The 26,833-nt window shown below is 67.2% G+C and carries 19 protein-coding genes and 3 pseudogenes; 8 read left to right on the plus strand and 14 right to left on the minus strand.

What is annotated here, in order from left to right; genetic code table 11:
- Positions 1-48: 48 nt before the first annotated feature.
- The gene (locus D5R93_RS12540; RefSeq protein WP_162933980.1) at positions 49-897 is read right to left on the minus strand and encodes an alpha/beta fold hydrolase; all 849 of its coding nucleotides are present in this window, start codon (positions 895-897) and stop codon (positions 49-51) included.
- A gap of 402 nt (positions 898-1,299) precedes the next feature.
- On the opposite strand from D5R93_RS12540, the gene D5R93_RS12545 reads away from it, so the two are divergent.
- Positions 1,300-2,223 carry an Abi family protein gene (locus D5R93_RS12545; protein WP_243106813.1) on the plus strand — a complete coding sequence of 308 codons (924 nt, stop codon included), beginning with the start codon at positions 1,300-1,302 and terminating at the stop codon, positions 2,221-2,223.
- Between the two features lie 38 nt (positions 2,224-2,261).
- Here D5R93_RS12545 and D5R93_RS14385 read toward each other — a convergent pair whose 3' ends face one another.
- The 3 genes and pseudogenes from D5R93_RS14385 to D5R93_RS12555 all read right to left on the minus strand — a co-directional run bounded on the left by D5R93_RS14385 (position 2,262) and on the right by D5R93_RS12555 (position 6,129).
- Positions 2,262-2,969 (minus strand): type ISP restriction/modification enzyme, encoded by a 708-nt coding sequence (locus tag D5R93_RS14385; RefSeq protein ID WP_243106814.1) that lies wholly within the window; start codon positions 2,967-2,969, stop codon positions 2,262-2,264.
- Positions 2,966-4,725: pseudogene (locus tag D5R93_RS15090) on the minus strand (restriction endonuclease). Before D5R93_RS15090 ends, D5R93_RS14385 begins: the two are co-directional and overlap by 4 nt.
- Positions 4,726-4,959: 234 nt before the next feature.
- A complete protein-coding gene (locus D5R93_RS12555; RefSeq protein WP_205570060.1) occupies positions 4,960-6,129 on the minus strand; it encodes a Fic family protein in 1,170 nt (389 codons plus the stop codon).
- Positions 6,130-6,727: 598 nt separating this feature from the next.
- Here D5R93_RS12555 and D5R93_RS12560 point away from each other — a divergent pair.
- The 5 genes from D5R93_RS12560 (at position 6,728) to D5R93_RS12580 (ending at position 12,956) form a co-directional block, all read left to right on the plus strand.
- A complete protein-coding gene (locus tag D5R93_RS12560) occupies positions 6,728-6,895 on the plus strand; it encodes an aminotransferase class III-fold pyridoxal phosphate-dependent enzyme (RefSeq protein ID WP_120205549.1) in 168 nt (55 codons plus the stop codon).
- Positions 6,896-7,098: 203 nt separating this feature from the next.
- Complete coding sequence (locus tag D5R93_RS12565; RefSeq protein ID WP_119835432.1) at positions 7,099-8,382, plus strand: Glu/Leu/Phe/Val family dehydrogenase; 1,284 nt, start codon at positions 7,099-7,101, stop codon at positions 8,380-8,382.
- Between the two features lie 109 nt (positions 8,383-8,491).
- The gene (locus D5R93_RS12570; RefSeq protein ID WP_120205552.1) at positions 8,492-9,985 is read left to right on the plus strand and encodes an NAD-dependent succinate-semialdehyde dehydrogenase; all 1,494 of its coding nucleotides are present in this window, start codon (positions 8,492-8,494) and stop codon (positions 9,983-9,985) included.
- Positions 9,986-10,208: 223 nt separating this feature from the next.
- Positions 10,209-11,804 (plus strand): SLC13 family permease, encoded by a 1,596-nt coding sequence (locus D5R93_RS12575; RefSeq protein WP_120205554.1) that lies wholly within the window; start codon positions 10,209-10,211, stop codon positions 11,802-11,804.
- Between the two features lie 294 nt (positions 11,805-12,098).
- Entirely contained in the window at positions 12,099-12,956 is an 858-nt protein-coding gene (locus D5R93_RS12580) for a putative DNA binding domain-containing protein (RefSeq protein WP_120205557.1), read from the plus strand.
- Between the two features lie 115 nt (positions 12,957-13,071).
- Here the strand turns inward: D5R93_RS12580 and D5R93_RS14395 are convergent, their stop codons facing one another.
- From D5R93_RS14395 to D5R93_RS12610, 6 genes are all read right to left on the minus strand, one after another.
- Entirely contained in the window at positions 13,072-13,473 is a 402-nt protein-coding gene (locus D5R93_RS14395) for a hypothetical protein (RefSeq protein WP_243106815.1), read from the minus strand.
- Between the two features lie 8 nt (positions 13,474-13,481).
- The gene (gene nrdE / locus D5R93_RS12590) at positions 13,482-15,638 is read right to left on the minus strand and encodes a class 1b ribonucleoside-diphosphate reductase subunit alpha (RefSeq protein WP_120205560.1); all 2,157 of its coding nucleotides are present in this window, start codon (positions 15,636-15,638) and stop codon (positions 13,482-13,484) included.
- Entirely contained in the window at positions 15,623-16,045 is a 423-nt protein-coding gene (gene nrdI / locus D5R93_RS12595) for a class Ib ribonucleoside-diphosphate reductase assembly flavoprotein NrdI (protein ID WP_119835427.1), read from the minus strand. Before nrdI ends, nrdE begins: the two co-directional genes overlap by 16 nt.
- 25 nt (positions 16,046-16,070) lie before the next feature.
- Positions 16,071-16,316: a glutaredoxin-like protein NrdH gene (nrdH, locus tag D5R93_RS12600; RefSeq protein ID WP_119835609.1), complete on the minus strand. Its 246-nt coding sequence runs from the start codon at positions 16,314-16,316 to the stop codon at positions 16,071-16,073.
- Positions 16,317-16,894: 578 nt separating this feature from the next.
- Complete coding sequence (locus D5R93_RS12605) at positions 16,895-18,643, minus strand: DUF5129 domain-containing protein (RefSeq protein ID WP_120205563.1); 1,749 nt, start codon at positions 18,641-18,643, stop codon at positions 16,895-16,897.
- Between the two features lie 45 nt (positions 18,644-18,688).
- Positions 18,689-19,120: a Rid family detoxifying hydrolase gene (locus D5R93_RS12610; protein ID WP_120205565.1), complete on the minus strand. Its 432-nt coding sequence runs from the start codon at positions 19,118-19,120 to the stop codon at positions 18,689-18,691.
- A 150-nt stretch (positions 19,121-19,270) separates the two neighbouring features.
- Between D5R93_RS12610 and pgm the strand changes: the two are divergent.
- Positions 19,271-20,952: pseudogene (gene pgm, locus D5R93_RS12615) on the plus strand (phosphoglucomutase (alpha-D-glucose-1,6-bisphosphate-dependent)).
- 209 nt (positions 20,953-21,161) lie between these two features.
- Positions 21,162-22,322, plus strand: a complete 1,161-nt coding sequence (locus D5R93_RS12620) for a YwiC-like family protein (protein WP_243106816.1) — start codon at positions 21,162-21,164, stop codon at positions 22,320-22,322.
- 90 nt (positions 22,323-22,412) lie between these two features.
- On the opposite strand, the gene D5R93_RS12625 is transcribed toward D5R93_RS12620, so the two are convergent.
- From D5R93_RS12625 to D5R93_RS12635, 4 genes and pseudogenes are all read right to left on the minus strand, one after another.
- Positions 22,413-23,354, minus strand: a complete 942-nt coding sequence (locus tag D5R93_RS12625; protein ID WP_279221437.1) for a type II toxin-antitoxin system HipA family toxin — start codon at positions 23,352-23,354, stop codon at positions 22,413-22,415.
- Between the two features lie 9 nt (positions 23,355-23,363).
- Positions 23,364-23,504: pseudogene (locus D5R93_RS14640) on the minus strand (HipA N-terminal domain-containing protein); the annotation flags it as partial.
- Between the two features lie 158 nt (positions 23,505-23,662).
- Positions 23,663-25,327 carry a DUF262 domain-containing protein gene (locus D5R93_RS12630; protein ID WP_120206101.1) on the minus strand — a complete coding sequence of 555 codons (1,665 nt, stop codon included), beginning with the start codon at positions 25,325-25,327 and terminating at the stop codon, positions 23,663-23,665.
- Positions 25,328-25,460: 133 nt separating this feature from the next.
- Positions 25,461-26,711, minus strand: coding sequence for an ATP-binding protein (locus D5R93_RS12635; protein ID WP_120205570.1), 1,251 nt, complete (start codon positions 26,709-26,711; stop codon positions 25,461-25,463).
- Positions 26,712-26,833: the final 122 nt, after the last annotated feature.

Genomic DNA, 26,833 nt, shown 5'->3' on the forward strand with positions numbered 1-26,833 from the left:
AGCTGCTGAGCCCGGCGGTGACAAGCAGAGACGAGCAGAGCAGCCGCCTTAGCTGTTGCCGATGAAGTCCTTAACGCACCTCGCGGCCTCGTGCGGCACCTCGGACAGCAGCAGGTGCGAGGTGCCCGGGAAGTCGTCAGCCAGCGTGAAGCCGCCCCTGACATGGTCACGTATGTAGTCGGTGTTGACCGTGGAGTACAGGGGCGTCTCCGGCATCAGGTACAGGAAGGGCACGTCGATCTTGTCCATGGCCGGGCGCTGGTCGGTGCGGAACAGCGAGTACCACAGCGCGGCGAACACGAGCGGGTCCACGGACTTACGCATCGCCGCGATGGCGGCAGCCTCCTCCTGGGCGGACAGCTCCTGCAGCCTGGGGTTCATGAGGGTCTTCGCGATGAACCAGGAGCCGTAGGCGCCGTCGTCAAAGATGCGGTCGAGGTCGGAGTGGAAGTCCTCGTCGCTCCACTCCCCCTTGCCGATACCGCCCTTCCAGCCGTCGTTGCGCAGGTAGGGGGACATGTCTACCGCGACGACGCGGCGCAGGCGGCCGGTCCCGTACTGGTTGACGTAGCTGAAGGTCGCGGCAGCCCCCATCGAGTGGCCGACGGCAGTGACGCCTTCCAGACCCAGGTGCGTGACGACGTCGTTGAGGTCCTGGCCGAGGGTGCGCACGTTGAGGTGGAGGCGGGCACGGTCGGAGTCGCCGTGACCGCGCTGGTCGTAGAGGACCACGCGGTGCTCCTGACTGAGGTCGTCAATGAAGTCGGCCAGGTCGTAGTGCGACGAGCCCAGCCCGTGGATGACCAGCAGCGTCTCCCCCGAGGCACGCTGTGCGTTCCTGGCGGGGCGGTCCTCGTAGTAGAGCCTGGTTCCGTCCTGAGTCGTGATATAGGGCAAAATTCCTCCTTCTACCTGGGGTTCTGCGGCTGAGTATATCCAAACGCGGTGTCTGCTGTCTCATCGCTGCCGCCTGTGCCACCAGCACCGGCACCCCTCAAAATGCGAGCCCTGCCCAGCCACTCGCATCCATTCCGTCCTCCGGGAGCGCGCTCGCAGGCCTCCGCTTCGTCGCCACAGCACGTCAGGAGAGCGTCGCAAGCGCCAGTTCACGTCCCATGCTGCCAGTACAGTGGAGGAGGCAGGAAGGAGGTCCGCCATGTCAGCACCGGTCACGAGGATCGCGCCCGCTTGACAATCGCGGCCGCTCGGGCTATGTTGTTAGCAACATGACCGGTTCCGCCACCCGCTTCTAGTGGGAGCCCAGGGCCGGTCCTTGTTTTACCCACTAAGTGAGGCGCTGTGGTCTCAGCACCAAAACAGTTCAAGACCCGGGTGCAGCAGGTCAAACTGCTGCAGGACCGTGGGATGATAGTCGAGGATCCAGAGGGTGCAGTCACGGCACTCCGTCGCGTGAGTTATTATCGTCTGTCCGGCTACTGGCACCCTGTGCGCCGATTTGATTCGAGCACAAATCAGGCGCTCGACACCTTCCAAGACGGCGCTTCTTTCGCGTTGACTCTCCGCCTTTACAAGTTTGATGAAATCCTTCGCCACACGGTGCTCGGAGAGCTCGCGCCTATAGAACTTGCCATGCGAGCAGAACTTGGGCACGAGCTCGGACGTGTCGACCCAATGATCCACCTAGACAGCAGCAGCCTTGGAACTTCCGCCCAAGACAATTCTCCAACGGCCCCCAGCAGCCGACACAAAGAATGGCTGGATAAATACAACAAGTCACTGCGCACCTCAAAGGAAGACTTCGTCATCCACCACAGACGAAAGTACGGCGGCAAGTTACCGATATGGGCTGCAGTAGAGGTAATGGATTGGGGCACACTATCACATTTATATACCATGTCGCCCAAAGGCGTGCGCACCAAGGTGGCCGAAGGTGTCGGCCTGTCAGCACCCCAGCTAAATTCCTGGCTTAAGTCGCTCAACATCCTCCGTAACCTCGCTGCACACCAGGCACGCATGTTCAACCGGTCCTACGACATGAAGCCTAAGTTGAGCCAAGACGCACGCCTCAAGCCAATTCGCTCCTTAACAAACAGGGTATTTGGCCAACTCACGCTCATCCAGTACCTGCACCGCCAACTAGGCCTGTCACCAGCCGACCAATTACCCAGCCTGCTATCTAAGTACCCGCACAATCCTATTGTTCCACTCTCCCGAACAGGAGCACCTAACGACTGGGCCTCCTTGGAACTATGGAGGAAATAACTTGAAGCCGAAGAAAGACGAGGGGCTGGCCGAGCAGCCTAGCCACGCACGTCCAGGGGCGGCAGGGAGCTCACGATCTGCTGCGTGCGCATGGAGACGGCTGCCACACGGGCGATGAGCTCCAGCAGGTAGAGGGGCCGGGCGGGCTCGGTGGGGCCGCCACCCGCACCCTCGGCCATCCAGTCGTTGGGGTCGTTGACGATCCCGGAGGGCTTGTCGGTCTTGGCCTGGTAGCGGTCGATGAGCCAGTCCAGGCCGCTGCGCGAGCCCAGCAGGTAGCCCTGCGCCGCCTCCGGGATGCCCGAGACGGTCACGTGCTCGTTGTAGACGATGGTGGTCTTGTCATCGGCCTGCTTGCCATCCACCCGGGTCTTGGCGTAGCGCATCTTGGTGACGTGCAGCAGCGCCGGGGCAATCCGGTCGCGCTGCGCCCACGGCACCTCCTTCCCGTCAACGGTCAGGGTCAGCGGCCAGGGCTCCACGGTCTCGTAATCCAGGTAGAGGTCGGCCAGTCCGCGCCCCGCGGTGGCAATGGTGATGAAGTCCGCGCGGGAGGCGACCAGCGGGATGCGCGGCAGGGACTTCTTCAGGTCCGCGCCGTAGCGGCTGCGGTAGTCGGGCGAGTGCAGCAGCCCGTAGACGTAGTAGAAGACGTCATCCTTGCCGACCGTCGGCCCGTAGGCCTCCCGGTAGGCGTGCAGGGTGGCGTCGGTGATGTTGTCCACGCGCCGGTAGCCGCCGATCACCTCGCCCGCGCCCTCGCCGTCCAGGCTCCCGCCCTCATTGCCGACGACGGCGCTACCGGCCCGGCCGCGGTCTCGCCGGAGAGCCAGCCCAGCAGCCGGTTGCGCTCCATGATGTTCATGGAGCCATCCACGTGCCTGACCTCGACCGACTCCAGCAGTCGCTGCGGCCCAGCATTATTGCCACCCGCTGGAGCGACGGCATCCTCCGCCTCGGGCAGACCGCTGCGGTAGTCCTGCGCGACGTCGTTGAAGGACTCGGCGAAGCGCTTGGAGCTTCTGATGTCCCGGGCGAAGGCGACGGCGGTGCGCATGGGCTGAATGTCGGTGCCGTACTCGGCCAAACTCACAGAGCGCTTGGCCAGCGCATTCCAGCAGCCGACGATGCGGGCGGCGTCGTCCAGCCGGAGCTGGCCGTCCTCAGCGAGGGAGGACTGGAGCCTCCTAGCCACGGCGTCCTCGGACACGGTCAGGACCAGCACCTTGTAGTCGGTGAGCAGGTTGCGGGAGACCGCCTCACCGAAGCCCAGGCGGAAGAGCTCCTTGCCGTAAGTGTCGGCGTCGTCCATGGAGGCGAGCACCGCGTTCTTCTGGCCGGCGCGCGCCTTGGTGGAGTCATCGTAGATGCGGGGAGTCGCCGTCATGTACAGACGCTTGCGGCCACGCAGGTAAGCGTTGTCGTGGACGCGGACGAAGGCGGACTCGTCCGCTCCGGCGAGTGTGGCGCCGGTAGTGCGGTGGGCCTCGTCGCAGATGATCAGGTCAAAGTCTGGTGCCCCGAGCTCCTGCGCCCGGGCGACGACGTCGATGGACTGGTAGGTGGAGAAGACCACCGTCATGGGGGTCACGCCGTCGACGGGGGCGGCGGGCCGGGTGAGCCGACGGGCGAGGGCCTCGGCGTCGGTGGTGGCGGGGATCGCCAGGTCCACCACCGAGATGTCCTCACTCAGCGAGGACGTCCCCGCCTTGCCGCGGCCCTTGCCGACCTTGTTGTCCGAGCAGACCGCAAAGGACCGCAGCGGCGCCTGGGCCTGCGCACTCCACTCAAGCAGCGTCTGCGACAGCAGGGCGATGGAAGGAACTAGGAATAGGGCTCCCCCCCCCCGCTTCCAGCCATGGCCTCGGCAATGCGCAGCGAGGTGAAGGTCTTACCGGTGCCGCAGGCCATAATGAGCTTACCGCGGTCGGCCGTGGCGAGCCCCTGGGTCACCGCATCGAGCGCACGCCGCTGATGCTCGCGCAGCGTCTTACGGCCGACGCGCTCCATGACCTCCGGGGTGGCGAGGTTGAACTTGTCCCAGTCAATGGTCGAGCTGAACAGGTCGTCCAGGCCGATGCGGGAGACCGGTATCGCCTGGTTCTCCACTGTGTCCGCAGCCGCGGAGTTCCACTTGTCAGTGGTGGAGACGAACAGGCGCGAGGTGAACTCCCCCGTGCCCGACTCGGCCAGGAAGGAGTCGACGTCGTCCTTGGAGACCCGAGCCTGCGGGTCATAGAATTTGCACTGCACTGCGCACAGGTCGCCGGTCTCGCGCTCACGCGCCACCAGGTCGACGCCGCGATCCGGACGGGTGCCGCGCCCCGGCCAGTCCTTCCACATCCAGACCTCGTCGAAGCGCTCGACGTAGCGGGGGTCGGTCAGGAGGAACTGCCGCACCAGGCGCTCAAAACTCGTCCCCCTGCCGCGCTGGGTCTGGGCCTCAAAGTACAGTTCGTCCAGGATGGCAGCGATGCGTGGCTGGCTCACGCGGCTGAGCATACGGGAGCCAGCTCCCGCAGGGCCGCAGGGTGTGCCCAGGAAGTCCGGGAGCCCCGCGCTCCAGCTCCAACCTCACCCGGGAACCGACCTTCCAAGTCTGGAGCCTCAGAGCTGGAAGCCCGGACTGAGGATCCAACTCCACTTGCACCCTGGAGGCGAAGATCCAACTCTCGGCCCCCAGAGTTGGAAGTTCGCACCGGGACTACCCGGTGAATTCCCGCGACCAGCCCTGCGTCAGTCCGGGTACTGCATAGGGGCGTCCATGATCTGGAGCACCTCTGGTGCATACCACTGCTGCCGACCACCACGCCCAGCCGCGCCAAGGCTGACCAGCCACCCTCTGCTCTCTGCGGTGCGAATGAGGTTGCGCGCTCCCTGGTTGGTCATGCCGAGGCTGACCTGAACTGACTGTGCGGTCACGTAGGGGTTTCGCATGACGATCTCCACCAGCGCAGTCAGGTTCGAGCGGCTCCGGGAGGCCTCGGACAGGTAGGTCTCACGCAGCTGGATCAGCGCTCTTGCCCGGGTAACAGCGTCATCAGCCTGCTCTCGTACCGCACGGAGGAAGAACCGGAACCACCCGTCAATGTCCCCTGCCTCCCTGACGTCCTGGAGGGCGGCGTAGTACTCGTCCCGGTGGGTCTCAAAGTAGTGGGACAGGTAGAGAAGCGGCTCGGACAGACGTTGACGCTCCATGAGGAGCACGTTGATCAACAGTCGGCCGATCCGTCCGTTACCGTCCAGGAACGGGTGGATCGTCTCGAACTGGTAGTGCATGAGCGCCGCCTGGACCAGGGGCGGCAGGCTCCTGCCATCGTCATTGACGAAGCGCTCCCAGTCCGTCATGAGCTCGGGAAGGTGCGCTGGCAGCGGCGGGACGAAGGCTGCCGTCTCAGGCGTTGCCCCGGGTCGCCCAACCCAGACTGGCGAGCGCCTGTACTCACCAGGGTTCCTGGACTCTCCCCGGACCCCACGCAAGAGGACCTCATGCACCTGGAGCACGAGCCTCTGGGTAATCGGAAGCGTCTTGACCAGCTCGTAGGCCAGGTCGGTGGCCTCCAGGTAGCGGCGTACCTCCATGACGTCGTCGGAGTTCGCCTGCTCGTTGACCTCGGCCTGGAAGACCTCTGACAAGGAGGTCTGGGTCCCCTCGATCTGGGAGCTGGCCAGAGCCTCGCGGCGTCGGTAGGGGCCGATGAGCAGGCTCGGGTCGCTCACCAGGGTACCTAGGCCGTGGAGAAGACCCAGGGCACCGTCCGCCTCCGACAGCGCCGCTACGACCTCCCGCCCCAGATCCAGATCCCGGGGGATCGGCTTGGGCAGGTAGTAGGTGAAAGCGTAGCGGTTTCCCGGTTCACGGGCCGGCGCCCCGAAGAGGCTGTCCGCGAAGTCCCTGGCTTCCACGCGTCGGAGCATACAGCCCTCGGCTCCCAGACCTGAAGGACCAGGTTAGCGACCCACCAGATCCACTTCCAGCCGCACCCGGGAGCCGCGCCCCTGAGCCTGACAGGTGCCCAGGCTGGCAGCCTCAGAGCTGGAAGCCCGGACTGAGGATCCAACTCCACTTGCACCCTGGAGGCGAAGATCCAACTCTCGGCCCCCAGAGTTGGAAGTTCGCACCGGGACTACCCAGGCCACTGGCAGCGGCGCGCGCCTGTCTGGTGCGGTTTGCGTGTAGATGGAGGCCGTCCAGATGAGGGGGAGCGCTGCGCACCAAGCTCACTCCATATGGCTCTCCCGGCGTCCAGGCAGCCTGACGCGGCTCCCGCTCCTGCAAACGCCTTCCAGCCTGGCTGGATCTGTGCCAGCCCACCTGGCACAGATCCCAGTGAGGTAGAACTACTCACACCACAACACCCATCCCATCCACGCCCGTGGCCAGGGCGACCAGGTCCGGAGTGAGGCCGAGGCGCGCCGTCGCACCGCCAGGGCCGACAGCCAGGCCGGTCTTGACCTTGTCGAAGATGCGATCGACCGCGCCTCAGGTATCGCCGGGACCATCGTGGGCGACGCAACTCCTCGGGTCGCCCAGGCCGTCACCGGCCGCATCGATATCGCCGATCTCGCTGATCTCGCCGATATCATGGACGCCGTCAGCCCAGGCTCCCTGGGCGGCACCTACTGCGGCAACCCGGTGGCCTGCGCTGCCGCCGCTGACCATACCCGATGACCTCCTCGCCCAGGAGCTGGACATCCTCGCCCAAGCCCTGGAGAGCAACCCGCTGAGGAGCCTCCCGGCCCCTGACCGCCGGGTCGGGCCGTCGGCCTGGGCAGACGTAACCGGAGCCGGGCCGCCCCCGTGCAGCACCCGCCACGGCAAGCACCGGTCGGCGCCAGCCATCCCCACCATGACCACCGCTACCAGGAGAAGACATGACCCGCCCCACCACCCCCGTGGCCGACACAGACGGCCCAGCCAGCAGCCCGCTGGACGACGCCAAGGCCCAGCTGGCCGACGCTGTGGAGTTCCTCAACCTGGACGCGGGCACGCACCAGATGCTCGCCACCCCCAGGAAGGAGGTGACCGTGTCCGTCCCGCTTCGCCGCGACGACGGCTCCATGGAGCTGTGCCTGGGCCACCGGGTGCAGCACAACATCTCCCGCGGCCCCGCCAAGGGCGGTATCCGCTACTCCGGCAGCGTCAACCTGGACGAGGTCCGCGCCCTGGCAATGTGGATGACCTGGAAGTGCGCCCTGCTCGACCTACCCTATGGGGGCGCCAAAGGGGGCGTGGCCATCACCCCGGAGAACTACTCCGAGCGCGAGCTCGAGCGCCTCACCCGCCGCTACACCTCCGAGCTCATCCCCATCCTGGGACCGGGCAAGGACGTCCCCGCACCCGACATGGGCACCAACGAGCAGACGATGGCCTGGATCATGGACACCTACTCCGTCTCCATCGGCTACACGGTGCCCGGTGTCGTCACCGGCAAGCCCGTGGACCTGGGGGGCTCCCAGGGGCGTGCGGCAGCCACCTCCCGCGGTGTCGTCTACTCCGTCCTCAACGCCATGGAGGCCCTCGACCTGGACCCGGTCGGCTCCAGCGCCGTCGTCCAGGGCTTTGGGAAGGTGGGACGCGGCACCGCCCGCTTCCTCCACGACGCCGGGGTCAAGGTCCTGGCCGTCTCCGATGTCCACGGCGCCGTACGCAACGACGCCGGTATCGACGTGCCCGCCCTGGAGAGCCACGTCGACGCCGAGGGGACGGTCGTGGGCTTCCCTGGCGCCGACCCGACACAGGCTGGCGAGATCTTCTCCGTCCCCTGCGACGTCGCCGTACCCGCTGCCGTGGAGGGTGTGATTACTGCGGAGACGGCACCCAGCGTCCAGGCCAGGCTCGTCGTCGAGGCCGCCAACGGACCCACGACACCAGCCGCCGACGCCGTCCTGGCCGACAGGGACGTGCTCGTGGTCCCCGACATCCTGGCCAACGGCGGGGGCGTGGTCGTGTCCTACTTCGAGTGGGTCCAGGGAAACCAGGCCTACTGGTGGACCGAGGAGGAGGTCAACGACCGGCTGCGGACCCGCATGAACAAGGCCTGGGCCGAGGTGACCACCTTCGCCCGGGACCACGACCTGTCACTGCGCACCGCAGCGACCACCATGGCAGTCAAGCGTGTCGCCGAGGCGCACGACTCCCGCGGCCTGTACCCGTGAGCCGCCGCACCAGCAGCCCACCGACAAGACAGTCGAGATCTCGCAGGGACACCGGTGGATGCCTCCGACGCACCACCGACAAGGCAACAAAAGGCAACAAGGAGCTCTCATGACCTACATCCTGGCCCAGGCCAGCCCCGAGCTGGTCTCCTACCTGAAGGACCTCCACCCCGAGGAGGGCCTCCTCCTGGACGGGAGCATGGCAGGCGCCCGTGACGGCGCCCTCTTCGACGTGGTGGACCCGGCCAGCGGGGAGGTGCTCGCCCGCTGTGCCGACGCCTGTGTGGAAGACGCCACCCGGGCTGTCGACGCCGCAGCCGCCGCCCTGGGGCCGTGGAGTGCCACCGCTCCCCGCGAGCGCGCGGAGGTCCTGCGCCGCGCCTTCACCCTCATGGTGGAGGAGGTCGACGACCTGACCCGGCTCATCAGCGCTGAGAACGGCAAGTCACTGGCTGACGCGCGCGCCGAGGTCCTCTACGCCGCCGAGTTCTTCCGCTGGTTCTCGGAGGAGGCGGTGCGTACCGAGGGCGGGTTCGGCGTCTCCCCCGCCGGGGGGACGCGCACCATCGTCACCCATCGTCCCGTCGGAGTGGTCGCCATGATCACGCCCTGGAACTTCCCCGCGGCCATGGGCACCCGCAAGATCGCCCCGGCGCTGGCCGCCGGGTGCACCGTGGTGCTGCGCCCCGCCTCCCTGACACCACTGACCGCTGTCGCGCTGGGAAGGATCCTCCAGCGCGCCGGGGTACCCGCCGGCGTGGTCAGTATCGTGCCCTCGACGCGCTCCGCCGAGGTGTCGCAGACCTGGCTGGCCGACCCCCGGGTCCGGGCGGTCTCCTTCACCGGGTCCACCGAGGTAGGACGCACGCTCCTGGAGCAGGCGGCACGCCGGGTGCTCGTACCCTCCATGGAGCTGGGTGGCAACGCTCCCTTCGTCGTGGCTGCCGACGCCGACGTCGAGGCGGCGGTTACCGGAGCCGTCCAGGCCAAGCTGCGTGGGGGCGGGCAGGCCTGCACGGCAGCGAACCGCTTCTACGTGCACGCCGACGTGGTCGAGACCTTCACCGAGGCACTGGGTGCCGTGGTGCGCGACCTCAGGGTCGGGCCTCCGCTGGCGGACGAGGCCAATCAACTCGGCCCCATGGTCAGCGCTCGCGCCCGTGACCAGGTCAACGCCCTGGTGGAGGAGGCCGTGCAAGCCGGAGCCCGTGTAGCAGCCAGCTCCTCGTGCCCGCAGGAGGGCGGCGGGTTCTTCCTGCCGGCACGGGTGCTGGCCGACGTCGCTCCTGACGCACAGGTGCTACGCACCGAGATCTTTGGCCCGGTCGCGCCCGTAGTCGCCTGGCAGGAGGAGACGGACCTCTTGAGGTGGGTCAACGACAGTGAGCACGGACTGGCCGGGTACGTGTTCTCCCAGGACCTGGGCTGGGCGCTGCGCCTGGCCGAGCGCATGGAGGTGGGCATGGTCGGGATCAACCGGGGGCTGGTGTCCGACCCCGCTGCTCCCTTCGGGGGGCTCAAGCAGTCCGGACTGGGTCGTGAGGGCGCCCGTGAGGGCATCCGTGAGTTCCAGGAGACGCAGTACTTCTCCGTCGCCTGGTAACGGCTGCTGGCTATACAGCCCGCATCACCGCGAGCACAGCAGCAAGCAGGCCGAACACCGAGCAGGCCGAACACCGAGAACGTCATAGGACAACAAGGTGCCTTGTTGTCCTATGACGTTTTCGTTGCCTGGGTGAGGACCGCACCCTGCTCCTAGGACCCAAGTCCCAGACATTCATGTATACTCGTCGAACTTATTGCCGTGCACAAGGAGGTGCATCCGCATGAGTCCAACCACCGCCCCGTCCTCGCCCGTCCCAGCCTCCTCCAAGCACCCTCCCGAGCACCCGGCACCCCGGCTGGCGCAGCGCCGTCGCAGCATCGGGGTCGTGCTGGGGCTTGCCCTAGCAGTGCTGACCTACATCGCCTTCCCCTCCTCCGCCATCGACCAGGTCAATGCCACAGCCGTGGCCTCCGGCGAGGAGGCCGCCTTCACCGACACCGGCTTGCGCACGGTGGCTGCGGCCGCAGTACTGCTGGGCCTGTGGTGGATGACGGAGGCGATCCCGCTGGCTGCCACCGCCCTGCTGCCCCTGGTCATCTTCCCAGCCCTCCAGGTGGCTGACTTCGAGGAAGTAGCAGCCCCCTACGCCTCGGACACTATCTTCCTGTTCATGGGCGGGTTCATGCTGGCCCTGACCATGCAGAGATGGAACCTCCACCGCCGTATCGCCCTTCGGGTGGTGCTGTGGGTCGGTACCAGGCCCCGGTCACTAGTTCTGGGCTTCATGGTGGCCACGGGCTTCCTGTCCATGTGGGTATCCAATACCGCCACGGCCGTGCTCATGCTGCCTATCGGCGCCTCCGTGCTGGGGCTGGTCTCCTCCCTGGCCGGTGGCAGGCAGCGGATACGACGCTTCTCCACCGCGCTCATGCTCGCCATCGCCTACGCCGCCTCCATCGGCTCGGTCGGCACGATCATCGGCACCCCGCCTAACGCCCTGCTGGTGGCCTACCTCTCGGAGACCCACGGGGTCGAGATCGGGTTCGGGCAGTGGATGCTGGTGGGGGTGCCGCTGGCTGCCGTCCTCATGGTGGTGGCGTGGTGGCTGCTGGTCTACGTGCTGCTGCCTCCCGAGATCGACACGGTTCCCGGGGGCCGCGAGGTCATTGAGGAGGAGTGGCGTCGCCTAGGGCCCATGAGCGGCGGGGAGGTACGCGTCAGCATCGTGTTCCTGGCTGCGGCCGCCTCCTGGGTGCTCGTCCCCACCCTGCTGGAGAGGACCGGGGCCGCGCTGAACATCTCCGACGCCCTCATCGCTATGGCGACCGCCGCCATTTTGTTCCTCCTGCCCGGGGACCGTGCCCAGGGGACCCGCCTGCTGGACTGGGCCACCGCCAAGGAGGTGCCGTGGGACGTGCTGCTGCTGTTCGGCGGCGGACTTTCCCTGTCATCCATGTTCTCCCGGCTCGGGCTGTCGATCTGGATCGGGGAGCAGGCCAGGGGGCTGGAGGTACTGCCCACTGTCCTGTTCGTGGCCGCGGTGGCACTGCTGGTCATCGTGCTCACCGAGCTGACCTCCAACACCGCCACGGCAGCCGCCTTCCTGCCCATCATGGGGGGCGTGGCCGTCGGTATCGGGCTGACTCAGCAGGAGCCCGCCAACGTCTTGCTGCTGACGGCACCGGTCGCCCTGTCGGCAACCTTCGCCTTCATGCTGCCGGTGGCCACACCGCCCAACGCCGTGGCCTACGGGTCGGGCTACGTCCGGCTCGCAGACATGGTCCGCTCCGGGGTCTGGCTCAACATCATCGGCATGGTGCTGGTGACGCTGGCTGTCATGGGCCTGGTGGTCCCAGTGTTCGGGCTGAGCCTGTGAGGGTCCGGGGGTGCTCAACGCTGTTGAACGTGGAGGCACCCCACCCAGCACGCCCCGGCTCACCTGAGAGGACCGCCTCGCCCGCAAGGCGTTCGCGTTCACACCACCCTTGAGGGTTCGTGCTGAGAGCATCCACCTGGGCGGCACCACCGTCGTAGCCGTCAACGTCGAGGAAGCAGCCGTCAACGACAAACCGATGACCTGAGCCCTACCGCTGTCAACGACTTCGCGGCCTCCGTCAGACACTCCACTCCCGCCCTCCAGGATGCTGCCGACGACAAGATCCTCCTGCGGATGAACGTCCTCGCAGGCACCGGCGAGGCCACGGTCGCCGGCCTCTATGCGCTGGGCACCTACCCCCAACAGCACCTTCCGCACCTCAGCCTCACCGCAGCAGTCGACCTTGGCAACGCAACAGACTCGACCCGTCGTGCGATGAACCGCAAGGACTTCACCGGCCCACTCCCCACGATCCTCGACGGTGCCACCGAGTGGGTGGCCCAGAACGTCTCCAGCACCCTGGTTGTCAGCACTGACGGCCGTTCCGGCACCGAGTTCTCCATCCGGCTCGTCGCCGTGAGAGAGGTCGTCGCCAACGCCCTCGTCCACCGTGACCTGTCGGACGCGACCGCAGGACGCGCCGTCGAACTGCGGCTGACGGACAAAGGGATGGTGCTCACCAGTCCTGGCGGACTCTGGGGACTGAGCGTCGATCAACTCGGGACACCGGAAGGCAAGAGCGCCGTCAACGAGTTCCTGTACGGCATATGTCGGCATATTGGTGGGCGCGACCACCGCGTCATCGAAGCCACTGCCAGATCCATCGGTGACCCGGGCGCCCACATCACCCCTCGGACTGCCTCGCCACTCCCGCCAGGTGACCCACACTCAGGCAGGTTGTCCAGACACGGACAGTCACCATCACAGCATGCAGCTCACGCAGCCCTCAACCTCGGTGCCGGTGAGCGCCGCCTGGCGCACCCGCCTACGGGGACTCAGAGGCGGTCCTGCCGCAGCCAGGCGGGTGCAGCAGGGCCAACTGCGGCCGCCTTCTGCATGGCCACGGCCACCTGTATAGGCTCAGCAGAGGACACAGCACGCTACCGGCACAGATTCTCTCTTGCCAGGCGCCTCGGCAGCACCGTACACTAGGGATGTGCGTTGCACTAGCAGCGCAAAGTGTGCCCGGCAGCCTTCCGGACGGTGGGCGAGCCGGGTTTCGCGTACCTGGGAGCAGCCCAGACCGTCATCGGTGCGTTGCTCCCTGTCACACACTGAGTTCGATGACCTTGATGTCGATACCGTTCAGCCGTCTCCGCCACTCCCCGCCCTTGTTCCAGGACCAGCTGATGGCATCGGCGAGCCACAGCAGAGGCTCTTCATGGTCTCGAAGATGGTCATAGGTCCCTTCCCAACCACAGCCGAGCACCTGCTGAAGGATCTGCCGATCAGCCCTCATCACGGAGTCATTCTGGTCCAGGACCAGGCGTCGGCAGGCGCTCGCACGTACGGATTCAGCCAGTCGGCGAAGACACTGGGGACGGCCGACCTTCGGCCGTGCATTCGCACGGTAGACCTTGGCGCTCATGGGCATCTCAGTCATCATGTCGATGAGTGCTTTGCGAACCTCCGGACGCTCCCTGGAGTCCTCGGAGTCGCCCTGCACCACTGCTGTCCTCACAGCATGCAGCTCACGCAGCCCTCAACCTCGGTGCCGGTGAGCGCCGCCTGGCGCAGACGGATGTAGTAGAGGGTCTTGATGCCCTTGCGCCAGGCGTAGATCTGCGCCCGGTTGACGTCGCGAGTGGTGGCGGTGTCCGGGAAGAACAGGGTGAGGCTCAGCCCCTGGTCCACGTGCTGGGTGGCAGCCGCGTAGGTGTCGATGATCTTCTCGGGACCGATCTCGTAGGCGTCCTGGTAGTACTCCAGGTTGTCGTTGGTCATGTAGGGCGCCGGGTAGTAGACGCGGCCGATCTTGCCCTCCTTGCGGATCTCGATCTTGGCGACGATCGGGTGGATGGAGGAGGTGGAGTTGTTGATGTAGGAGATCGACCCGGTCGGCGGCACCGCCTGCAGGTTGCGGTTGTACAGACCGCCCTGCCTGACCTTACGGGCCAGCTCCGCCCAGTCCGCACGAGTGGGCACGTGCACACTGGAGGCCTCGAAGAGCTCACGCACACGGTCAGTCACCGGCACGAAGTCCTGAGTCACGTACTTCTCGAAGAAGGAACCGTCGGCGTAGGCGGAGTCCTCGAAGCCCACAAAGCTCTGGCCCCGCTCCACCGCCAACTCGTTGGAGGCGGTCAGGGCCGCGAACAGCACGCTGGCAAAGTACACGTTGGTGAAGTCCAGCCCCTCCTCAGACCCGTAGTAGATGCGCTCCCGGGCCAGGTAGCCGTGGAGGTTCATCTGCCCCAGGCCGATGGCGTGGGACTCACGGTTGCCCCGGTCGATGGAGGGGACGCTGGGCAGGCGGGTCTGGTCGCTGACCGCCGTCAGGCCGCGCACCGCGGTGCGGATGGTGCGCGCGAAGTCCGGGGAGTCCATCGTCCTGGCGATGTTGAGGGAGCCCAGGTTGCAGGAGATGTCCTTGCCCACGTGGGTAAAGGACAGGTCCTCGCCTAGGACGCTGGGCTCGCTGACCTGGAGGATCTCCGAGCACAGGTTGGACATGACCACCTTGCCCTTGACCGGATTGGCCCGGTTGACCGTGTCCTCGAACATGACGTAGGGGTAGCCGGACTCGAACTGGATCTCCGCCAGGGTCTGGAAGAAGGTGCGGGCGTTGATCTTGGTCTTCCTGATCCGCCCGTCGTCGACCATCTCCCGGTACCTCTCAGTGACATTGACGTCAGCGAAGGGTATCCCGTAGACGCGCTCGACGTCGTAGGGGCTGAAGAGGTACATGTCCTCGTTAGCCCGCGCTAGCTCAAAGGTGATGTCGGGAATGACCACGCCCAGCGACAGCGTCTTGATACGGATCTTCTCGTCGGCGTTCTCGCGCTTAGTGTCCAGGAAGCGCATGATGTCAGGGTGGTGGGCATGCAGGTACACCGCCCCTGCACCCTGGCGGGCGCCGAGCTGGTTGGCGTAGGAGAAGGAGTCCTCCAGCAGCTTCATGACGGGGATGACGCCGCTGGACTGGTTCTCGATCCGCTTGATGGGGGCGCCCATCTCCCGCAGGTTGCTCAGCAGCAACGCCACGCCGCCGCCGCGCTTGGACAGCTGGAGGGCGGAGTTGATACCGCGGGCAATGGACTCCATGTTGTCCTCGATACGCACCAGGAAGCAGGAGACCGGCTCGCCGCGCTGCGCCTTGCCCTCGTTGAGGAAGGTCGGGGTGGCCGGCTGGAAGCGCCCGGTCATCATCTCCTCGACGAGGTCCAGGGCCAGCGTCTCGTCACCGTCGGCCAGGGTCAGGGCCACCATGGTGACCCGGTCCTCGAAGCGTTCCAGGTAGCGCTTGCCGTCGAAGGTCTTGAGCGTGTAGGAGGTGTAGTACTTGAAGGCGCCCAGAAAGGTCTCAAAACGGAACTTGTGGGCGTAGGCGGCCTTGAAGGCCGTCTTGACGAAGGCCGGGGAGTAGCGCTCCAGGACGTGGCCCTCGTAGTAGCCCTCGCTCACCAGGTAGTCGAGCTTCTCCTCCAGGTCGTGGAAGAAGACCGTGTTCTGGTTGACGTGCTGGAGAAAGTACTGGCGGGCTGCCTGGCGGTCGGCGTCGAACTGGATGAGCCCGTTGGCGTCATACAGGTTCAGCCTGGCATTGAGGGCGTGGTAGTCCAGGTCCGGGGACGGCGCGGTCTCCGTGCCAGTGTCCGTCAGCGTGTCTGCCAAAAGTTATCCAATCCTTGCTTGACGCGTTCCACGTCGGTCGGAGTGCCGAGCAGTTCGTAGCGGTACAGCACAGGTACGCCCAATTTGCTGGCGATGATGTCGCCGGCCAGGCCGTAGGCCTGGCCGAAGTTGGTGTTGCCCGAGGTGATAACCCCTCGGCACAGCGCCCGGTTGCGCGGGTCGTTGAGAAACCTGATGACCTGCTTAGGCACTGCACCCTTGACAGAGCCACCGCCGTAGGTGGGCACCACCAGAACGTAGTCCTCCTCCACCCGAAGCGCCCCGTCCGCGGGACGCAGGGGGATACGAGCACTGGGTAGGCCGAGCCTGCTGACAAACCTGTGGGTGTTCTCCGAAGTGGAGGAGAAGTAGACCAGAAGGGGTGGCCCAGGAGGCTGGCTGCTCATACAGCAACAGCATCCAGCGCAGAGATCAGACGGCGACGGCCTCAGCCGCAGCCGCCAGGGCCTTGATCCTGTCCGGACGGAAGCCGGACCAGTGGTCGCCGCCAGCGGTAACCACCGGCGCCTGGGCGTACCCCAGGGCACGAACCTGCTCCAGGGCCTCGGCGTCCTGGGTGACGTCCACCGTCCGGTAGGCCAGGCCGGCCTTGTCCAGGGCACGGTAGGTAGCCGAGCACTGGACACAGTTGGGCTTGCTGTAGACGGTGATCGCCATGTCGTCCTCTTCCTCAGGTTCCCGCGGCCCCTCCAGACCGTCCCCCCGTGAGAGGGCCGACCCGGAGGCGACCACGCTGCTGCCATTCACGGCTGGCGCGAGCGCCGCCGTTGGGCAAGACACTACCCCTAGGGGTCGATTCACGCCACCACCCCTAGATGATGTGTCTGGCGTGTTCTTGTGCATAAGCACCGCTCCGTTCTGTGGACAGCTTCCACGAGCTTGTGGAGGACCGGTGGACGCCCCACCGGTCACGGCCCAGGCCCCGCCGGAACCCCGGTCAAGTGTCCCGCGGAACCATGGTCCTCCAGGGGTGTGACACGAACCCGGGCACCTTGGACACAGACAGCCCCGGCACAGTGAGCACCAGTGTCTCCAGCCTGCCCCCACCCTGGGGACAACGTCACCTGAACCTCTTGTCCCACTCTTGTCACACCTCCGTCTGGCGTGTCGCGGCAGCGTGGACATCACGACCTGCGAGGGCCGCCGCAGGCGCAGCGGTCGCAGGGCAGCCCGGGCAGGCGCTCGGTGCGACCGCTGTGGCAGGATGTCAGGCCACACTCAGACCTGCCGCCTCGTCAGAACGAGGAGGAGGAGCCGGACCCCGAGAAGCCTCCGCTGAAGCCACCGCCCCCGTGCCCGCCCCCCACCGAGCCTTCACCGCCAATGAAGCCTCCCACACCGCTCTCGCCGCTGGACGGCTCGTAGGAGGCTGCGGCGCGGTAGCCCGCTACCAGGTCCGCGGCTGGTGCGAAGAAGACAGCTGTCCCAGCCAGGCCGCCTGGGGCGCCGACCCCGGCCGCCTGCCGTGAGCCGTCCCGGACCCTGCTGCTGCGCCTCGACACTCCTGGCGCTGAGAGACCAGGCGAGCTTGGGTTGAGCCGGATCGTGGAGTACGGGACGTAGCTCTCACTGACACCGTCATACGACCACTGACCGCCGTAGACCCTCGCTGTCTCCGAGTCCCCGCAGGGGTGGGACTGCTTGTAGTACTGCTGCCGCTGCTCGGCGTGGCGCGAGTCGTCCGCGTCTAGGGCGGCCTTGGCCAGCACGTCAACCCGGATTCGGGTCTCGTCTGAGACGCGGTCCAGCTCAGCCAGAGCGTCTTCGGGCACCATCCGATGGTCAGCCAGCTCCTCCGTCATTGTGTCCAGCCGCTGCTTCTGAACACGTACCCACTGGCGCTCCTTTGCCGCAAGCCCCCTCAGCCTCCCGTCCCAGACCTCGCCGCACAGCTCTCTCAGGGCCTGCAGGTCCTCCAGCACCGGCCCCATCTCGTTGCGCCAGGCATCCTGCCAGCCGTGGCCCATGGTGAGCAGGGCAGCAGCGTTGACGACGACGTCGTCCAGCGCGTCCAGCTCAGCGGCCTTCTTCTGCAAGCGGGTCGCCCGCCGCAGCAGCCGCCAGCTGAACCACTGGGCACCTACCGGCTCGCCGTGCTCACCGAAGAGCCGCGTTACGTCGTCGTACTCCTGGCGGAACCACCGGTACCGGGCAAGGACCTGCGCCCCGTAGGGCCGGGCCTCCGGGATTGTGCGGGCCGCACGCTCGGTGGCCTCATGATCACGGACCACCTGCGCGTAGGAACTGCGTGCAGCAGCGGTGCGGCGCCGGGCCAGCACCCCAGGACCCAGGTAGGCGCCGACAAGAGCCACGCCTCCTACCCCGAGCAGGACCGGTAGCACGGCTACCGCTGGCCTGTCCTCACCGGGTCTGCCAACATTGTCGGCAATATCCCCTCCCATGGCCGCCACGGCGCCGTCCCAGTCCGCCTGCCGCAGCCGGGACCTAGCAGCCTCCTGGGCCGCCTGCTGCTGGTCCAGGGGCAGCGTGACGTCCTCCCCGAAGTAGCAGCCGACCCACCGGGAGTCCGGGGCAAGGGCCAGGATGACTAGCCCTTCAGCCCAGTAGCCCGGGTCCTTCGGGGAGATCCAGGGGGTGTGGGTGTCCCTGGTGCGCGCATAGTCCCGGACCGTGTCGTTAAAGTCGCGAGCGCTGGCAATACCGTGACCGGGCACAGAGAGGACGGCCACGTGGACATCCTGGCGGAAGGCCAGCTCACCCAGGCTGTCAGCAAGGGTCTCCTCCTGGAACACGTCTGCCTCGTCGTGAATCTCCACGCTGGGGTGGTGGGTACGCCCAAACGGCCACGTCACTACCAGCACAGCGGACACGAGAAGCACCAGGCCCGTGCCGAGCACTGCCACAAAGAGCGCGACAGCCCGCAGCCCTCCCAGGTGCACAGCAGACGGCCTCTTGCCACTGCCAGCACTGCCATCACGAGGCGGCCTCACGCCCCTCCCGCGTCCGGTGCGGGGCAGCCTCATACCTCCTCCGGTTCTGGCCGGGCAGGGCCTCACGGCAGCCATCCGTCAGGGCCGTACGGCCACGGCCTCGATCTCCACCCTCGCCCCCAGCGGCAGGGCCGCCACCGCGAAGGCGGCCCGGGCGGGCAGGACCTCCCCCTCGAAGAAGCGGGCGTAGACCTCGTTGACCGCGGCAAAGTCAGCGATGTCGGCCAGCAGCACGGTGGTCTTGACGACGTCGGCGTAACCCAGGCCCGCAGCGGACAGGATCGCGCCCACGTTCCTCAGCACCTGCTCCGCCTGCACCTGGACACCCCCTTCGACGAGGGAGCCGGTAGCGGGGTCCAGCGGGACCTGTCCGGAGACAAAGACTAGGCTGCCACTGCCCTCCCCGGTGCTCACTGCCTGAGAGTAGGGGCCGACGGCAGCGGGGGCCGACTCGGTGGCGACAACGGATGCAGGGGCGGCAGCGCCGCGATCAGGACTGGTTGAGATCATGAGCACACCCTGGTCTACCCTGCGGACCAGGTCAAGGCGCGCCGAGCAGGCATACCTTCTCGGTCCTGTTCTCGGTCCTGCGCCCGGCTTCTTGTGCCCGGTGAGCGAAAACACGCACCCGCACCAGTGGTCGGTGACACACTATGCGCCATGCACCCACGCGCAGGACAACCAGCCCAGCCCGAGGACCTCATCAATGTCGACGAGGTCGTCTCCGCCTACTACGACCTTGTCCCCGACCCCACCGTTCCCGCACAGAAGGTGGTCTTCGGCACCTCCGGGCACCGGGGCTCCTCCCTGGACACGGCCTTCAACGAGGCACACATCGTGGCCACCACCGCTGCCATCGTGGAGTACCGCCGCTCCCAGGGCACCGACGGCACTCTCTACCTGGGGCGCGACACCCATGCCCTGTCCGAGCCTGCGTGGCGCACCGCCATCGAGGTGCTCTCCGGTGCGGGCGTCATGACCGCGATCGACGCCCGCGGCTCCTACACCCCCACCCCTGCCGTGTCCCACTCCATCCTCCTGGCCAACGGGGCAGGCACCGCTGAGGGCGTGCGCACCACCGGTCCTGGCCTGGCCGACGGCATCGTGGTCACCCCCTCCCACAACCCTCCGCGTGACGGCGGCTTCAAGTACAACCCGCCCACAGGAGGTCCCGCGGGCTCCGAGGCCACCGGCTGGATCGCCTCGCGGGCCAACGAGCTGCTAGCCTCCGGCTGGCGTGAGGTCCCCGCGTACCCGTCGCCGAGGCCCTGGACGGCCCCTACGTGATCAGGCACGACTACCTGGAGACCTACGTCGCCGACCTGGCCAACGTCATCGACATGGACGCCATCCGTGAGGCGGGGGTACGCATCGGCGCCGACCCGCTGGGCGGGGCAGCCGTGGACTACTGGGGGGCCATCGGCGAGCGCTACGGCCTGGACCTCACGGTGGTCAACCCGAGCGTGGACCCGGCCTGGTCCTTCATGACCCTGGACTGGGACGGCAAGATCCGCATGGACTGCTCCTCCCCCAGTGCCATGGCCTCCCTGCGTGAGGCCATGACGCCTGACGCCGAGGGCGCGACCCCCTACGACGTCGCCACCGGCAACGACGCCGACTCCGACCGTCACGGCATCGTCACCCCTGACGGCGGGCTCATGAATCCCAACCACTACCTGGCCGTGGCTATTGAGTACCTCCTCACCCACCGCCCCGGCTGGGGGCAGGGCTGCGCCGTGGGCAAGACCCTGGTCTCCTCCTCCCTCATCGACCGGGTGGTGGAGGCTGTCGGCCGCCGCCTGGTGGAGGTGCCGGTGGGCTTCAAGCACTTCGTACCCGGCCTGCTGGACGGGTCGGTGGGCTTCGGCGGCGAGGAGAGCGCCGGGGCGTCCTTCCTGCGCAAGGACGGCACCGTGTGGACCACGGACAAGGACGGCATCATCCTGGCGCTGCTGGCCAGCGAGATCATCGCGGTGACCGGGAAGTCGCCCTCCGCCCTGCACCAGGAGCAGGTGGAGCGCTTCGGTGCCAGCGCCTACGCCCGTATCGACGCTGCTGCCTCCAAGGAGGAGAAGGCCAAGCTGGCGGCCCTGTCCCCCTCCGACGTCACCGCCACCGAGCTGGCTGGCGAGGAGATCACCGCCCGCCTGGTGGACGCCCCCGGTAACGGGGAGCCGATCGGCGGGCTGAAGGTCACCACGGACAACGCCTGGTTCGCCGCGCGCCCCTCAGGCACTGAGGACGTCTACAAGATCTATGCCGAGTCCTTCAAGGGGGACGAGCACCTGGCCCTGGTCCAGGAGGAGGCCAAGAAGGTGGTGTCTGCCGCCCTGGGCGGCTGAGGCCGGGCTGGCTCGCCGCGACGCGAGGCGCGCCGAGACGTACCGATTCCGTCACGATGCACCGAATCCTCATAGGTGACTGACGTACCAGTCGTCCTATGAGGATTCGGTCGTTCTCGCAGAGACCTCCCCGGTCTTCATGCCTGGCCGTCAGGCAGTCTCCTGTCAGGGCCACCAGCCAGCCCGGTGGACTGTCTAGGCTTGTCTACGTGAGCCAGACACGACCGTCCTCACCCTCCGACCCGTGCGGTGACGCCTCGAGCACTCGCCCGGGCAACCAGTCAGGCGACTCCACGAGCGGACCGAGCCAGCCGCCCCGCACCGCCCCCTCCCACCAGTCCCGCCCCGGCCCGGACGACGACGTCATGCTGGCCACCGGTAGGCCAAGGTCCACATCGTCTGTCCCCTCCGCGCAGCACCCCCCACAGAGGCGGCCCGGACATGCCGGGCCCTCCCAGAGCCCGGGGCAGACCAGCACTGCCTGGAAGAGACCTGCCCCGGCACGTCCCGCCCAAGGCGGCCGCCGACCGGGCCGCAAGGCGTGGGTGCCCAACCAGCACGGGGCCTGGTCCATGCTCGTCCTGCCCCCGGTGGTCGGCTGGGTGGTGGGCGGCTTCAGCTGGGTGAACCTGCTGCTCATCCCCGCCTGGTGGGGGGCCTACCTGACCTACTGGGCGTGGTCACAGTGGCTGCGCACCCGCTCCGCACAGCGCCGTGTCCTGCTGCTCATGCCGCTGCTCGTCTACACCGGCTGGACGGGAGTGCTGGGCCTCGTCACCGTCCTGGTCACCCCCTACCTGCTGCAGTGGGCCGTACCGCTGGCACCCTTGCTTGCCGTCGCAGCCCACCAGGTGTGGCGAGGCCGCGAGCGCTCCCTCCTGTCCGGGCTCTCCACCACGGCGGCCGCCTCCCTCATGGCGGCTATCACCTACTGCCTGGCCGTGGGGGGCGCAGGCGGGTTCCTGGGACTGGGAGCGGGGGCCGACAACCTACCGGGGAGCTCACCTAACGGAGAACTGACAGGCTGGTCGTGGATGTGGCTGGTCACTGCGCTGACAGCCGCCTACTTCTGCGGAACCGTGCCCTACATCAAGTCCATGATCCGCGAGCGTTTCAACACCGTGCTCCTGGCCGGGACGGTCGCGGCGCACACGGCGGTCGCAGCGGTGACGCTGTGGCTGGCCAGCGGCGGCTACCTGCCGTGGGCGCACGCGGTGCTGTGGGTGGTGCTGGCTGTGCGGTCCCTGGTCGTGCCGCTGCGGCAGTGGCGGCTGGTACGCGGGCACCACCAGCCCTTGCGACCCCGCCAGCTGGGACTGATAGAGATCGTGATGTGCCTGGCCTTCCTGCTGAGCGTAGCCACGTACTGAGGGCGGCACGGGCGCGCTCCGGCACCTGCTGACACCTGCTGCGCGCACCGTGCCGAGCCCAGTCGTCACACACGGACCTTCGCGACACCTCTAGCACCCCAGCCGGGCACGGGTGTCCCGGAGGTGGTCATCGATCCACCACACCACGGGCCGGGGGATGCCCTCCGCCCAGGCCTCTTGGCTGGCAGTGTGCCAGAGGTCGCAGAAGCGCTGCACCGTGTCGTCGACGACGTCGAGCACGTCCTCCTTCCCCACGCCGAGCCTGCGCTGGAGCTCGGCACAGTGGTCCCGGGTCACCTGGGACAGCCGCCGGGCACCCAAAAAAGGCAGGCCCAGGTCGGGGTCCTCCGGGCTGGGCAGGTACACCGCCGTGCACACGAGGTCGTAGGCGGGCGAGAGGCGGGCGCGCCTGCGGTCGGGATAGATGAGCGACCAGTTCTTCAGGTGGGCGTCCCCGTTACCTACCAGCAGGTTGAAGGTGGCACGCCGCACCATCTCCCGCAGCGACTCGTGGTCCCGCCCACGATAGGCCAGGCCTGCCACGGTCTGGACGGTGGACTGGTACTTCCCCTCTCCCGCCCCAGACTTTCCCAGGACCTGGGCAAGGTCCTCCATGTGGACGCGGCCCCCGGGACTGCGGTCAAAGCGCCGTATGGCGTAGGCCTGGCCCTCATGGGAGGGCCAGAACCTATCACTCAGGTCAGGAGCCTGGTCGCGGTGCACCATCCGGGTCTCGGGAACCGCAATGCCCACGGCCCGGGCCAGGCCCATGACAGCGAACTCGTTGGCGGGCAGGTCTGGGTACTGGGTGTCCGGCGTCTTGAGGATCCACTCTCCCGTCTGGCCGTGCGCGGGCAGCGCCAGGCGCTCCTCCTCCCACCTCATGGAGAGCTTGAGGGCCAGGCCGGCCAGTGAGAACCGCAGGTCGGGCTGGACCGGGTCCCCCCGACCGCCTGGGCCGCCCTGGTCGACGACGTGCAGCAACTCCGTCCGGACCCCTAGGGACTGCTGGTCCTCCGGGTCCAGTACCACCTCAACGGCCCCGGGCAGGTCGCGGCCGATCCGTACCAGCAGGTCGATCTCCTGGTGGGTGCTCACATCCTGCTCACGGGCGATCAACTCGCGCAGCCGCCCCTCAGGTAGCAGGTTGGAGAACCACGCAGGCAGATGGTTTACCGCGTGCGGCTGCCTGCGGGGATGGTCCTCAAACTACTGCCCCAGCACGGGACGGTCCGCACGCCCCCAGTAGTCGCGGTCAAGCACGAACTTGGTGAAGGAGTCCCGCCGCTGGAGCGAGCCGACGTGCTGTCCATGCAACAACACAGCGTAGACCTCCTCCCTCACAGGTCAGCCTCCCCGTGAGAACGGTCCTGGTCGGAGGGAGGACTGATCAGCTCGACCAGGGGCGGGGTGTCGTCATAGGCGTAGGCGGTGCGCACCGCCAAGAAGTCGCTGAGGTAGTCCTCCAGCATCTTTTCCCGCCGCTGCAACAGCTCCTGGTAGCGGTTGTCCTGAAGGAGACCCAGCGTCTCCTGGTCCAGCAGCAGGGAGGCAAGGGCGGACTCCTCGACGTCGCCGGAGAGCTGGGCTACCAGTTCACGCCGGTCATCTACGGCAATAACCCGATTAGCCGCCAGGGCAGAGTCCGGCCCCAGCACAGCAGCAGGAGCCAGCTCCACCGCGACCGCCCGGGGAGTAGTCTCTCCCTCCAGCACAGTGGCCAGCTCCTCCAGCGTGACCGACTGGCCTGTCATCAGGTTGACTGGGTTCCGTTTCCACATGGCCGCCAGGATCATCTTGGAGTCGGCACGAGTGGACCGAAAGGTGCGCAGGTCTGGCAGTCCCGGAGGCTCGGGGAGCCTGACAGCGTCAAGAAGCCGCTGGACGGAGGCGGACTCTTCGCCTGGAACCACGTGCTTGGCCATGTCCCGCAGGTCGGTCCGGGAACCGCTGATGCTCAGGGCGTCAGCCCCCGCACTGGAGCGCCACAGCCACCGGCGCAAAAGCTCTAGGTTGCGCGCGTGAGGCTGGGGGAAAAGAGCAAAGAACCTGGTGAGGACAAGCAGCTGGAAGCGGAAGGGCAGGAAGGTCATATGAGGGACATCCGCCTGCCCCTGGAGAAAGCGGACTGCGGCCACCAGTGCCCGCTCAGTAGCCTCATAGGCCTCCTGTCGGTCCTCTCCGGAGAAGGCGCTGACCTCACGGCGAGCCGGGGAGAACTCGCTGTGGATGTCCCGGGTGATGTCAGGGTGACGGCGGGTCAGCAGTGCCTGAACCACCACCGTGTCCGAGAGCAGGCCAAAACGGGTCTCGCTGTCTACACGAGCGGCTATCCCCGGGATCGTCAGCTCCCGCCCCGGGCCACCGTGGATGGCGTCAAAGATCTCGGCGGCGTTCAGGCGCTTGCCCCGGGAGTTGATCCGGTCAAACACCTCGCGTAGGACGCTCTCGTCAGCCTGCTCCATGACCGTAGCGGGTACAGCGACCCGGTTGAGCCGACCCGCCACATCCTGGATGAGAGGAGCATGCTCAGAGGCGTCCGGGTTGTCCGCCAGCCAAGCGAGCGCCCGCCCGATATCAAAAAGGTCCGGCAAGGGGATGACCAGTGACTCGTCAAGGCGGCTGGCCCCCACTACCTGGTGGGTCCTCAGCGAGTATCCCAGGGTGAAGCGCGGGTCCTTGGCGCCTTCTGGGTCGACAACGTTGACCAGGCTGGTAATGCGCTGCTGGCCGTCCACTACCCATAGAGCGTCCTCACGCGCAGCCGCCTCCACCTCCAGCCCGCCAATCCGCAGCACCTGCGCCTGCGCCTCACGCTTCCACAGCAGGAGGCTGCCAAAGGGGTAGCCTCGCACCACGGAGTCAAGCAGGCTAAGAACGTCACGGGCCTCCCAGCGGAAGGAGCGCTGAAACTGGGGGACGCGCAGACGACCGGAACGCACCAGCACACGCAGGTCGGCAATGGTGTAGACCTGGCTCGTCGAGACCGCCTGAGACTCCTCCATAACCCTGATCATAAGGCCAGGCACTGACAGCCTCTGTCGGCTCACCTGCCCACTCCTCCGGCTCCGCTCGCCCACTCACTGCCAGGAGTCCGGTTCACGGCACACACCGCTGGCCAGGCTGACTCAGACCCCCTCAAGCCCCCAGCACAGTCAGAGGCAGCACACCCACGCCGTCGGGCCGTACGTGGGCCACGCCGGTGGGCACCACCACCAGACACATCAGTGGCGGGCTGGTCATCTTGGCGGTGACCCGCAGCAGGTTCGCCGCACCCTCCTCAACACGGCCCTCACCCAGCTTGACCTCGACGGCTAGCCACTGGCCATCCGCCCCTTCCACCACGGCGTCGATCTCGTCACGTCCCTTGGTGTCACGGTAGTGGAACACCCCGCGCGCACCCGCAGCCTGGGCATAGACTCGCAGGTCGTGCACCACCTGGGACTCGAACAGGAAGCCAAGCGTCTGCGGATCCGTCATCAGCCTGTCGCTGCCCGCCCCCAGCAGGACGGCCGCCAGTGAAGGGTCCACCAGGTGCCGGGCGGGGGCCTGCGAGGCCGCGCTCGCTGAGCGCAGGCTCGGCGACCAGGCAGGCTGGTCCTCAACCAGGAAGAGACGCTGGGCCAGGTCGTGCAGCGCCGTCGGCGCCGTTGGTCCCAGAGAGCCCACGTACTCCTTCCTCATGCGGCGCACGACCGCCGCCTGGCTGGCCGGCTGCGCCACCAGACCCGCCAGGGCACTCAGGTAGGCGTGGAACCTGCGTGGGTCACGGCGCGTGCCAGCCACTGTGGCGAACTCGTGCTCCACGATATCCTGGACGTAGGAGTCAGCACGCGAGCGGGCGGACCGCTCTGACAGGTCGAACCAACCCGGCCACCCACCGGTGACGACGCGGCTGACCAGCTCGGGCAGGCCCAGGGCGCTCTCTGCCAGCGGGAGCTCCTCGCCGTCCAGGAGCGAGGACAGCGAGACCTCCCCCGTAGAGTGCCCCGTCTCCGCGAGGGTCATGGTACGCAGCAGGAGCGTGTGCATGCGCCCCGCCCCCGAGTGGCGCAACGGGTCGTCGTCAGGACTGGCCGAGCCAGTGAGCACGAACTGACCGGGTGCACGACGCTGGTCCACAGCATGGCGCACCTCGTTCCACAGCCCCGGGGCCAGCTGCCACTCGTCCAGCAGCCGAGGTGTGTCACCAGCCAGCGCGGTCTCCGGAGAGGCACGTGCCAGCCGGGCCCGGGGCGAGGCCGAGTCAAGCCGCAAGGTAGACGCTGCCACCTGCAGGGCGGACTCCGTCTTGCCTGTGGCCCGGGCACCACGCAGCACCACGGCGCCGCTGGAGGCCAGAGCATCGCGGATCAGCGGGTCCACCACCCGAGGCCGGTACGACGACATGCCCTTAGCGTACAGATACGCCCCTGCTCCACAGTGGAGTTCTCCATCAGCCACTGGTGGAGAAATCCGCTAGTGACTGATGGAGTTCTCCACCAGGTTTCAGCGTTGTCCCGTCACCTGCG

It is taken from the genome of Actinomyces lilanjuaniae (assembly GCF_003606385.1).
GTDB classification, from domain to species: Bacteria; Actinomycetota; Actinomycetes; order Actinomycetales; family Actinomycetaceae; genus Actinomyces; species Actinomyces lilanjuaniae.